Source organism: Kitasatospora sp. NPDC004531 (assembly GCF_053602195.1).
This window is the reverse complement of sequence record NZ_JBSGDD010000141.1, coordinates 1-10,898: the sequence shown is the minus strand read 5'-3', so window position 1 is coordinate 10,898 and position 10,898 is coordinate 1. Positions and strand designations below refer to the sequence as shown.

Below are 10,898 nucleotides of genomic sequence, written 5' to 3'. Positions count from 1 at the left end.
GGCTGTACTCGCTGTTCGTGGACGTGCCGGGCGACTACGTGAAGAAGCCGATGCAGGAGTGCACCGGCGAGGAGATCACCCGCGAGTGGCTGTACCACCTGGGCGTGCCGGTGGACCAGATCGACGTGCTGGCGGCGGACGCGGCCAAGTGCGTGCCGGTGATGATGCCGTACGTGACGTCGTTCTTCATGCCGCGCACCGCCGGTGACCGGCCGGACGTGGTGCCGCCGGGCGCGGTGAACTTCGCCTTCATCGGGCAGTTCGCGGAGACCACCCGGGACTGCATCTTCACCACCGAGTACTCGGTGCGCACCGGCATGGAGGCCGTGTACCGGCTGCTCGGGGTGGAGCGCGGCGTGCCGGAGGTGTTCGGCTCGACGTACGACGTGCGGGCGCTGCTGAACGCGGCGAGCCGGCTGCGCGACGGCAAGCCGGTGGCGCTGCCCGGCCCGCACGTGCTGCGCAAGCGGCTGAACGCGCGGCTGGAGACCTCGGAGATCGGGGAGCTGCTGAGCGAGTACAACCTGCTGCCGGAGTAGCGCGGCCGGACGCCCCGGGCCTGCTCGGTCCGGGGCGTCGGCGCGCGTCGGGGCTGCTCCCGGCGGCTGCCCGGTCGCTGCTCGGCGGCTACTCGGTGGTGAACTCGGCCATCATCGCCATGTCCTCGTGCTCCAGGTTGTGGCAGTGCATCAGGAACCGTCCGGCGTAGTCGTTGAACCGGACGGCCACCTCGACGCCCTGCGCGGGCAGCACGTCGACGGTGTCCTTCCAGCCGGTGTCGTACGGGCCCGGGCCGCGGTGGTCGCGGCCGAGCACCTGGAACGGGTCGAGGTGCAGGTGGACGGGGTGGTGGAAGTCGGTGACGAACCGCCAGATCTCCACCTGGCCGAGCTTGGGCGCGGCCAGTGCCCGGCCGGGGCGGTAGCCCTCGCCGTTGATGGTCCAGTGGTGGTCGTCCTTCTGGAAGACGAAGGTGCGGGTGGCGACGGCCGAGGCCGGGTCGAGCCGCTCCACGGTGGACAGCCGCTCGGGCAGCCGGAAGTCGTCGCCGGCGCCCTGGTCGCCGACGTCGAAGCGGAGCACCTCGGCGGTCGGGCCGCTGCCGAGGCGGTTGACCAGGCGGACCCGGGTGCCGGCCGGGTAGCGGGAGAAGTCGACGAGCACGTCGAAGCGTTCGGCGGGGGCGAGGTCGATGCTGTCGTGGCGCAGCGGCCGTTCCAGCAGCCCGCCGTCGGAGCCGATCTGGACCAGCGCGCCGCCGCCGGCCGGCTGCGGGTCGAGGGCGAGGCGCAGCCGGCGGGCGTTGGAGGCGTTGAGCAGCCGCAGCCGGTACCAGGCCCGGTCCACCCGGGCGACCGGCCAGGGTGCGCCGTTGACCAGCATGACGTCGCCCAGCACGCCGTTCATGTAGGGCTCCTGGACGCCGGGGCTGCCGTCGGCGAGGTCCGGGTAGGCGAAGGAGCCGTCGGCGGCGAAGGAGCGGTCGGCGATCATCAGCGGGAGTTCGCGCGGCCCGTGCGGCAGGCCGAGCGCGGCCTCCTCCTCGTCGCGGACCAGGTGGAAGCCGGCCAGGCCGCGGTACACCTGCGGGCCGGTGAAGCCCATGGTGTGGTCGTGGTACCAGAGGGTGGCGGCGCGCTGCTTCATCGGGTAGCGGTAGTCGCGCTGCTGCTGGACGTTCGCGGCGTCCGTGCCGGCCATGCCCGTCATGCCGTGCATCGCGTGCGCGTCGGGTCCGGCGGCGCCGACCAGGTCGAGCGGGTAGCCGTCGCTGTCCTGCGGGGTGTGGCCGCCGTGCAGGTGCACGGCGGTGGGCCGGGGCAGTTCGCTGCGGTGGGTGATGACGGTGCGTCGGCCGCTGCGGGATTCCACGGTCGGCCCGGGGAAGGTGCCCTGGTAGCCCCAGACCTCGGTGTCCAGTCCGGGCAGCAGGCGGGCGTGGGCGCGTTTGGCGGTGATCTCGTAGTAGTCGGCCTCGGCGTCGCTGCGCACCGGGCGCAGCACGGCCGGGATCGGCAGTTCGGCCTGGAAGCGGGCGGGCAGCGGCGCGGCGCTGCGCAGCAGTCTGCCGGGTTCGCCGGGTGGCAGGAGCTTGCCGAGCAGCGGTGAGGCGGTGAACGCGGCGGTGCCCAGGCCGAGTGCGGCGGCTCCGCCGATGCCGAGGAAGCGGCGGCGGGTCGGCCGGGCGCTCATGCGGAGGCCTTCGCGTCGAGTTCGGCAGCGGGCTGCGCGGTGTCGGGCTGTGCGGTGTCGGGTTCGGCGGGCTCGGTGGGCTCTTCCGGCCGGGTGGCGGTGAGCTTGAAGGCGTCGATGGCGAACTTCTCGGCCAGCACGAAGATGCCGACGCCCAGCGGGACGTGCAGCAGCAGCACCCGCTGGAAGCCGACGGCCAGTTGGACGATGCTGACCACCGACAGCACGCCGTACTGGATCGCGGCCCGGCCGGGCGTGCCGGAGAGCTTCCAGGCCAGGACGCCGGCGAGGGTGGCGAGCAGGCAGGCGCCGCCGAGCGTCAGTCCGGCCTGCATGTGGGCGTCGAGCAGCGGATAGTAGCCCTGCAGGAAGCCGCCCGCCAGGATCGGCATCAGCAGCGCGAGCAGCGCGATGAGGCTGGCGGTGATGCGCAGTGCGAGCAGCGGCCAGCGCGGTGGGTTGTGGTGGTGCGGCACGTCGAATTCCCCCTGATGGGGAGGCGTATGCGACTCCCCGGTGTGGTCCGTCACGATCGAACGGTGCACGATCATATAGACGGCTGATCATCAACTGACGCCCGGGGTAAGGATCTTGGGCTCTCCGCCGGTCGCGCGACAGGCCCGGCTTTTCATCTCGACATCAAGCATCTTGATATCGAGAGACTTCTCCGGCAGAGTGCTCCCGGTACGGATCGCCTCGGCACGGGGCGACGGGAACGGGGTGGTGACGGCAGTGGGGACGCGGAGTGCCGATCGCGGAGTCGGACTGTGGGCGCAGGTGCGGAACCCGCCGGGCGGGGCGGCCGGGCGGACGATGCTGCTGGTGGTGTTCGCCGACCGGACGGGGTCGGGGGTGTGGGCGGCGGCGTGCGTGCTGTACTTCACCGAGGTGGAGCGACTGACGGCCGGTCAGGTCGGTCTGCTGCTGGGCGTCGCCTCGGTGGCGGGGATCGCCGGGTCGCCGCTGGCCGGGCGGCTGGCCGCGTCGGTGGGCGGCCGGCCGGTGCTGATCGGCTGTCACCTGGTGCGCGCGGTGGCGCTGGCGGCGGTCCTCGCGTGCTCGTCGTTCGGCGCGCTGCTGGGGCTGGTGGCGGTGACGGCGCTGGGCGACCGGGCGGCGCGGGCGATGGAGATTCTGTTCGCCACCGACGTGGCGGGCGACCGGCGTTCGGTGTACCGGGCGCTGTCGCGGACGGCGATGAACGCCGGCTACGCGGCGGGCGCGGGCCTGGCCGCGATCGGGCTCGCGGTGGGCACCCCGGCCGCGTTCCGGGCGCTGCTGCTCGCGGACGTGCTGTCGTTCCTGCTGTCGGCCGCCCTGGTGGCGGGCATCGAGCAGCCCGGGCGCCGGGGGCGGGTGGTGGCCGCGTCCGGGCGGCCGGCGCCGGAGGCGGACCCCTCGCCGCGGCCGAGCCCGTGGCGGGACGGCGGCTACCTGCGGTTCGTGGCGCTGGACTGCGCGCTGACCATCGACGACGCCATCCTGAACGTCGGCCTGCCGCTGTGGCTGATCCACTCCACCCGGGCGCCGCACGCCCTGGTCCCGGCGTTCCTGGCGATCAACACCGTCCTGGTGGTGGCCGCGCAGCTGCGCGTCTCGGCCCGGGTCCGCACGCCCCGTCAGGCGGTGCGCGCGGTGCCGATGTACGGCTTCACCGTGCTCGCCTGCTGCGTGGCGGCGGCCGCCGCGCACGGACCGGGGCCGCTGCTCGCCTCCGCGTTGCTGCTGGTGGCGGCGGTGCTGGTGACGCTCGCCGAACTGCTGCGGTCGGTGGTCTCCTGGGAGCTGTCGGTGGCGCTGGCACCGGAGCGGGCCCGCCCCGAGTACCTCGGCGTGGCCGGGATGGCCCAGTCCACCGAGAAGGCGGCGGGCCCCCTGCTGCTGACGGGCGCGGTCCTGTCGACCGGCCCCCTCGGCTGGCTCGGCCTGGGCCTGGCCACCACCGCCGCGGCCTACGCCCAGCGCCACTTCGCCGCTGTCCGCCTGCACCGCGCCGCCGCCGCACCCGCCGCAGCGGCGGACGCCAACGCGCCTGCCCCGTCGGCGACTTCGAGCTGAGCCCGACGGGCCGCCGCCGGCGATCGGACCGCATTTGCGGACGGAAGCTGCGGCGGCACTGGGTCCGGCACCTGCCGGATCGCCGCCGGCGGCACGGCGAGGCGCAGCACCGCCGACCAGGCCGAGCGACGCACAGACGCGGCACCGCCTACCCTGGCCGGTGACGCCAACATGACGACACTGTCGCCCAGTTGCCCCGAGCGCGGCGGGCAGCAGCCGCCGTCCCGGGCCGAGCAGCGCGGCCTCGGCGGCACCCCGGGCAGGCACGACGAGGAGCAGCACCGCCGACCAGGCCGAGCGACGCACAGGCGGCACCCGACACCGGCGGCGGCACCACACCGCCCGCCGTGGCAAACGAAGCCAACACGCGAACTCCGAAGCCCAGTTGACCGAGCGCGGCGAGCAGCGCCGTCGTCCGGGCCGAGCGGTGCACAGGCGGTGCCCGAACGCCGTCGGCCGCGACGGCTCCGCGCCGCACCGCCCGGCGTGGCGCACAACGCCAACAGGCATGCCCTGTCGCTCAGTTGACTCGGGCCCGGCAGCCCGCAAGCGTGCGACGTCCGAGCGGGGAGCCGCCGAGCCCGCTGCGGCAACGCGGGTGCCCCGTGGGCTACTTCGCATCCAGTTCGGCGACCGTCCCGACCACCGTGCCGAACAGGTCCCCGACCGTGGTGAGCGCGGCGGTGTGCAGGGTGGCGGCGGGCAGGGCGGTGCCGTCCGGGCCGGGGAGGGAGCGGCTGGCGCAGGCTTCGGCGACGACCGTCGGGCGGTAGCCGTGGCGGAATGCGCCCTGGGCGGTGAAGGCGACGCACATGTGGGTCATGAAGCCGGCGAGCACCAGGTCGGGCCGTTCGGGCCCGGCGCCGAGCCGGGTCAGCACCTGGTCGAGGTCGGTGGCGTGGAAGGCGTCCGGGAAGGTCTTCACCACCACGGGCTCGCCGTCGACGGGGGCGACCTCGGCACTGATCGCCCCGATCTCGGCGCGGATGTCGTACGGCGTCCCGGCGCCGCCGTCGTTGATCACGTGCACGACGGGCGTGCCGGCCGCCCGGGCGGCCGCCAGCAGCCGGGCGCCGGCGGCGAGCGCGTCCTTGGCGCCGTCCAGGGCCATCACGCCCTGGCGGTAGGTGTTCTGGTAGTCGATCAGCACCAGCGTCGCGTCGGCGAGTCGGGCCGGGGTGTCGTCCAGGCCGATCACGCGGCGCAGCGTGGCGGAGGGTTCGATAGTCGTGGACATGCCAGCATTCTCCTTGTGCAGGGGTGGAAACAGCGGGTCGGTGGGTCAGTGGCCCGAGGTGCGGAAGCGTCGCCGGTACGCGGCGGGTGTGGTGCCGAGGCGGCGGCGCAGGGCGCGGTGCAGGGTGTCGACGGAGCCGAGTCCGCAGGCGGCGGCGATCCGGTCGAGGGGGCGGTCGGTGGTCTCCAGCAGGCGGCGCGCGGCTTCGATGCGGGCGGCTTCGACGTAGGCGGCGGGGGTGCTGCCGGTCTCCTGCCGGAAGATCCGGGCGAAGTGCCGTTCGCTGAGGTGCATGCGGGCGGCGAGGGTGGCGGCGGACAGGTCTGCGTCGAGGTGGTCGGCGATGTGCAGGCGCAGCTCGTCGATGTCGCGCCGCTCGGTGGGCGGGTTGCTGAGCGGGACGGAGAACTGGCTCTGGCCGCCCTGTCGTTTGAGGTACATGACGAGGTGGCGGGCGACGGCGAGGGCGAGTTCCTCGCCGTGGTCGTCGGCGACCAGGGCGAGCGCGAGGTCCATGCAGGCGCTGATTCCGGCGCCGGTCCAGATCCGGCCGGAGCGGACGAAGATCGGGTCGGGGTCGACGGTCACTTCGGGGTGGTCGGCGGCGAGTTGGGCGGCCGTGGACCAGTGGGTGGTGGCGGTGCGGCCGTCGAGCAGTCCGGCGGCGGCCAACAGGTGGGCGCCGACGCACACCGAGGCGACCCGGCGGGCGGACGGCGCGGTGGCGCGTATCCACCGCACCACCTCGGGGTCGATCCTGGCGCGGTGGCCGTCCGGGCCCGGTTCGACGGCGCCGGGCACGATCAGGGTGTCGAGCCGCTCGCCAACCTGGTCGAACGTCAGGTCGGTGTGCAGTCGGACGCCCGCCGAGGTCCGGACCGGTCCGGCGTCGGGGCCGGCGAGTTCCACCCGGTAGCCGGCGCGGCCGTCGGTCTCCCGGTTGGCCAGCGCGAAGACCTCGGCGGGGCCGGTGACGTCGAGCAGGTCGACGTCGGGGAAGACCGCGATCACGATGCGGCGGGTGGTGGTGGGCATGTCCCCATCCTCGGCGGGCGGAGGGGGCGTCCGCAATGACGGTCTTCCGGCAGATCCGGCCATCGGGAGCGCCGAACGCCGCCCGGCGGGGGCGGCGTTCGGGACTCGGCGGTGCGCGGTGCGTCGTGCGCGGGGGTCAGCGACGCTCCTGGCCGAACAGGTCGACGCGGATCGGTTCGACGGCCGGGCCGGTGCCGGGTTCGGGGTCCTGCGGGGAGAAGGCGATGGCCAGGCCGGCGACGGCGAGCACCACCACGATGCCGACGGCCACCGGCAGCGCGAACTGCGAGGCGGGGACGCCGCTGCCGCCGGGGCGGCCGTCCAGGGTGACGGTGACGGCGGCCATCGCGGTGTAGTGCATGGCGACCACGGCGATGCCGGCGATCAGCGCCGCGCCGAGGGCGGCCGTCAGGCCCTTGATGTTCAGCGTCATCCACAGGGCGGCGGTGGCGGCGGCGATCGCGATCGCGACGGAGGCGACCACCAGCAGCGGGTCGTAGGCGACCCTGCCCTCGACCTGCATGGCGGCCATGCCGATGTAGTGCATCACCGCGACGCCGCAGCCGGTCAGCACGCCGCTGGTCAGCAGGGTGCCGGTGCTGCGACCCCGGTAGCCGACGTAGCCGATGCCGAGGCCGACCACCACGACCGCGACCAGCAGGCTCAGCAGCGTCAGCGGAATGTCGTAGACCAGGGTGGAGGCGTCCACCATGAATCCGAGCATCGCGATGAAGTGCATCGACCAGATTCCGCACCCGAATGCGCCGGCCGCCAGGGCCAGCCAGCCGGCCCGTCCGCGCGGCGGCAGCGTCATGGCCCGGGCGGTGCACCGCAGTCCGATGGCCGCGCCGATGCAGGCGATGGCGTACGCGACGACCGGATTCACCCACCCGTACTGAAAACCGTCGAGGTGGGCCGTGGTGCCGTGGTTCATGAGAGGGGGGATCCGATCGGAAATGCGAATTCTTGTGCGGGATTGCCGCACAGACAATACCGTCCGGTAGCCACTGGTTCGGACCAAGTGGCGAGCGGCTTCTTTTCGTCAGCTTTCCCCGCCCTGCACGAGGTCTCCACTCGACTTTCGATCCGGCTGTGGCGTGGCAGTGTTGACGCTCATGGAGAACGAGAGGGAGCAGCGCCCGGCCGAGCTGCCGCCGCTGCTGATCGTGGACGGCGCGAACGTGGTGGGCTCGGTCCCGGACGGGTGGTGGCGCGATCGGCGCGGCGCGGCGGAGCGGCTGCGGGACGCGCTGGCGGCGGTCGCGGACGGCGGGCTGCCGGAGCTGCCGGGCCCGCTGACGGTGGTTCTGGTGGTGGAGGGCGCGGCGCGCGGGGTGGAGTCGGTGCCCGGGGTGCGGGTGGAGTCGGCGCCCGGCAGCGGCGACGACCGGATCGTCGAACTGGTCGCCGGCGCCCCGTCCCGCCGCTGCCTGGTGGTGACCGCCGACCGCGGCCTGCGCGAGCGCGTCACCGCTCTCGGCGCCACTCCCCTGGGCCCGCGCACCGTCCGCCGACCGTGAACACCCGTCGGACGCGGCCGTGTTGACGGGCCGTCGTTCGACGTCCGCCGCACCCGACGTCCGTTCCCGGCTGCGGCGTTGGGCCGGGCCGTCGTCCCGGTCAGGCCAGGCGGGTGCGGGTGGTGGGGCGGGTGCGGCCGCGGGAGCTGGTGGCGGGGCGGGTGGGGCGGCGGTCGCGGCGGGGCTGGTCGCGGCCGGCCAGGGCGGCCTTGAGGGCGCGGACGGCCAGCAGGACGGCGACGGCGGCGAGTTCGGTGGGTTCGGCGGCGCCGCGGCGGGCCGCCGCGTGCTGGCAGACCGAGCACCAGACGGCGCTGGCGCGGCCGCCGTCGGGGTAGCGCAGCGCGGGCGGGACCAGGTAGTGGCAGCCGCAGCTCTGGCAGACGAAGACCAGCCTCATCGGTGCACCACCCCCGAGCCCGCGCACACCGTGCACGGCGACCAGAAGGTACGGCGCACGGGCTGCTGCCACCCCTGTCCGTCGGTCTCCACGGAGTGTTCGGTCTTCTCCGTGCCACGTGCCCCTGCGCAGCCCGGGCAGGTCTGCTGCTCGGTCATCGGCCACCTCCAGTGCACAGACCGTAGCGTGTCGACCCCGGTGAGCGACAGCGCTTCGGCGTCCGACCACCCGGATGTGCGGGCACCGGCCGCGCATCCGCCGTGCACGGGGTGCGCCGCCCGCGCCTGCTTCGCGCCTGCCGCGCGCCCCGGTCGAGCGCCCCGGTCGAGCGGCGGTCAGCCGGTGGGCCAGTCCGCCGGGGACGCTTCGACGTCGTTGCCCCGCACCCACACCGTCGAGACGCCGAGCAGCCTGCGCATCACCGCGAAGCCGCCTTCCCACCCGCCGGGCAGCCGCAGCCGGCCGGAGCGGACGTCGCCCGCGCTGAACCGGGTGTCGCCGCTCTCCAGCACCCCGGTCCAGCCGGGCAGGCCGAGTTCGGGGACGTTTCCGGTCAGTTCGACCTGGACCGGGATCTCCAGGTCGTCGGCCAGCAGCAGGGCGGGGCCCCGGTACACGGGTGTGCTCATATGCAGAGCCTCGCTGACCTGCCCTTATCCGCGCAAATCCCGCAATCCAGGTGGAGCCGGACACCGTGCCTCGGCGGGACGTCCGGCCGGGCGCCGCCTCAGTCGTCGTACGGCCAGGCGTATCCGAGCTGCTCGGCCCGCTGCCGCGTCCCGGCGATCACCCGGGCGTAGCGTTTCGGGTTCTCGGCGGCCAGCCGTCGCAGGGCCGCGGCGGCCTGGGACTCGGGCGGGGTGCCGTCGTCGCGAAGGGTCCACCGGAAGGACAGCGGGAGGTCGGGGCGGTCGGGGCGGCCGGCGCCCTGGCCCGGGACGTACCAGAAGGTGACCTCGACGGTGTCGGGGTCGCCGGCGGGGGTGCCGATCCAGCCGCGTTCGGCGTCCCAGCGGCGGAGCAGTTCGGGCCGGTCGATCAGGGCGGCCTTGAGTCGGCGGGCGAGCTCCCGGGCGCGCCAGGACCAGGAGTTGTCGGCCTCGGCGCGGTCGAGCTCCGCGTCGTAGGCGGCCGCGTCGAAGCGGTGGGCGGGCCGGTCGGCCGCTTCGCGGGCGGAGCCGGCCCGGCGCCAGTTCTCCCACACCACCTGGTCGCCGTCCCGCCGGACGGTGACGTACAGCGCGCCGCAGCAGCCCTCGGCGCAGACGGCTTCGGCGAGTTGGACCTCGTGCGGTTCGGGGCGGGCGCGCAGCCGGCCCTCGTCGAGCAGCAGGTCGGGGCCGTGCGCGGGGCCGTGGCGGAACAGCGCGGGGACGATCGGGCGGCCGTCGAGGAGGATGCGGGTCTCCAGGCGGGTCCGGTCGAGCGGGTCGGTCTCCACCACGTCGATGCGCAGCGGCGCGGGGGTGGCGGGGTGGTCGAACGGTCGGCGGCCGGTGCGGCGGATCCAGGCGGCGCGGCGGCGCCGGTCGGGGTCCTCGGCCGGGCCGGTCGCCGCCCGGCGGCTCGCGGCCGTCAGGGTGTCGAGTGCGGTGAGCAGTTCGGCGGGTCGGCCGGTGGGCCAGTCCAGCAGGGCCGCGCTGCCGGTGGACAGGTCCTGGGCGAGGGACAGCAGAATGGCGGCGGTCTCGACGGTGGGCGGGAGTCGGTGGGCGCGGGTGACGACGGCGGTGTACAGGCCTTGCGCGTCGGGATGGGCCAGCAGCTCGGCGGGGTCTTCGCGGGAGTCGGCCAGCAGGAGCAGCAGGCGTGCGGCGGTGGCGAGCAGGGCGGTGTCGTCGGGGTGGCGGTCGAGCAGGGCGGGCAGGCGGGTGGCTTCGGTGATCCGGCGGGCGGTGCGGGCGCAGACGCGGAGGTCGGGGGGCAGGGTGCGCAGGGCGGGGCGGACGGCGGGCCGGTCGTCCGTCCAGAGGGCGTGGACCAGCGGCCTCATGCCCTGCGGGCGCGGGTCGAGGGCGAGTTGGAGGGTGGCGGCGGTGGGCGGGTGGAGCCGGTCGAGGGCGCGGACGGCCGTGCCGGCGAGTGGGCGCAGGGTGCCGAGCGCGAGTACGCCGGGTACGTCCGTGCGGTCGCCGAGGCGGCCGAGCAGGGCGATGCCGACGGCGGCCGCGGGCGCGCCGGTGGCGGTGCGCACCAGCTGCCGCCCGAGCTCGCGGGCTGCGGCCGTCGCGGCGTCGTCGATCTCCAACTGGTCGACGACCGTCACGGTGGCGTGCAGGTGACGGGGCGACAGCGGGAGCCGGGCGAGGCGGCGGTGGACGGTGGGCGCGTCGCCGGGCAACGGGGTGAGGGCGGCCCGGACGGCGTGCACGGCCTCGGCGGGTGGTCGCGGAGAGGGTCGGCGAAGTCGTGTTGGGTGCAAGGGAGTTGGTGGGAGTTCCACACGGCGCGACTG

At 74.8% G+C, this 10,898-nt stretch carries 11 protein-coding genes; 3 read left to right on the top strand and 8 right to left on the bottom strand.

Annotated elements, in window-relative coordinates; genetic code table 11:
• A partial coding sequence (locus ACWEMJ_RS32215) for an oleate hydratase (RefSeq protein ID WP_452140680.1) occupies positions 1–539 on the top strand: 539 nt, incomplete at its 5' end.
• 88 nt (positions 540–627) lie between these two features.
• On the opposite strand, the gene ACWEMJ_RS32210 is transcribed toward ACWEMJ_RS32215, so the two are convergent.
• Complete coding sequence (locus tag ACWEMJ_RS32210; RefSeq protein ID WP_452140679.1) at positions 628–2,193, bottom strand: multicopper oxidase family protein; 1,566 nt, start codon at positions 2,191–2,193, stop codon at positions 628–630.
• Positions 2,190–2,669, bottom strand: coding sequence for a hypothetical protein (locus ACWEMJ_RS32205; RefSeq protein ID WP_452140678.1), 480 nt, complete (start codon positions 2,667–2,669; stop codon positions 2,190–2,192). The genes ACWEMJ_RS32210 and ACWEMJ_RS32205 overlap by 4 nt, the downstream gene beginning before the upstream one ends.
• Before the next feature lie 301 nt (positions 2,670–2,970).
• On the opposite strand from ACWEMJ_RS32205, the gene ACWEMJ_RS32200 reads away from it, so the two are divergent.
• Complete coding sequence (locus tag ACWEMJ_RS32200) at positions 2,971–4,251, top strand: MFS transporter (RefSeq protein WP_452140677.1); 1,281 nt, start codon at positions 2,971–2,973, stop codon at positions 4,249–4,251.
• Positions 4,252–4,861: 610 nt separating this feature from the next.
• On the opposite strand, the gene ACWEMJ_RS32195 is transcribed toward ACWEMJ_RS32200, so the two are convergent.
• The 3 genes from ACWEMJ_RS32195 to ACWEMJ_RS32185 form a co-directional block, all read right to left on the bottom strand.
• Complete coding sequence (locus ACWEMJ_RS32195; protein WP_452140676.1) at positions 4,862–5,488, bottom strand: isochorismatase family protein; 627 nt, start codon at positions 5,486–5,488, stop codon at positions 4,862–4,864.
• 45 nt (positions 5,489–5,533) lie between these two features.
• Entirely contained in the window at positions 5,534–6,523 is a 990-nt protein-coding gene (locus tag ACWEMJ_RS32190; RefSeq protein ID WP_452140675.1) for a GlxA family transcriptional regulator, read from the bottom strand.
• A gap of 136 nt (positions 6,524–6,659) precedes the next feature.
• Positions 6,660–7,457: an MHYT domain-containing protein gene (locus ACWEMJ_RS32185; RefSeq protein WP_452140674.1), complete on the bottom strand. Its 798-nt coding sequence runs from the start codon at positions 7,455–7,457 to the stop codon at positions 6,660–6,662.
• A 181-nt stretch (positions 7,458–7,638) separates the two neighbouring features.
• On the opposite strand from ACWEMJ_RS32185, the gene ACWEMJ_RS32180 reads away from it, so the two are divergent.
• Positions 7,639–8,043, top strand: a complete 405-nt coding sequence (locus tag ACWEMJ_RS32180) for an NTP pyrophosphohydrolase (protein WP_452140673.1) — start codon at positions 7,639–7,641, stop codon at positions 8,041–8,043.
• Positions 8,044–8,143: 100 nt separating this feature from the next.
• Here the strand turns inward: ACWEMJ_RS32180 and ACWEMJ_RS32175 are convergent, their stop codons facing one another.
• The 3 genes from ACWEMJ_RS32175 to ACWEMJ_RS32165 all read right to left on the bottom strand — a co-directional run bounded on the left by ACWEMJ_RS32175 (position 8,144) and on the right by ACWEMJ_RS32165 (position 10,814).
• Positions 8,144–8,443, bottom strand: a complete 300-nt coding sequence (locus ACWEMJ_RS32175; protein WP_452140672.1) for a hypothetical protein — start codon at positions 8,441–8,443, stop codon at positions 8,144–8,146.
• 335 nt (positions 8,444–8,778) lie between these two features.
• A complete protein-coding gene (locus tag ACWEMJ_RS32170; RefSeq protein ID WP_452140671.1) occupies positions 8,779–9,072 on the bottom strand; it encodes a hypothetical protein in 294 nt (97 codons plus the stop codon).
• A 98-nt stretch (positions 9,073–9,170) separates the two neighbouring features.
• Positions 9,171–10,814 carry a hypothetical protein gene (locus tag ACWEMJ_RS32165; protein WP_452140670.1) on the bottom strand — a complete coding sequence of 548 codons (1,644 nt, stop codon included), beginning with the start codon at positions 10,812–10,814 and terminating at the stop codon, positions 9,171–9,173.
• Positions 10,815–10,898: the final 84 nt, after the last annotated feature.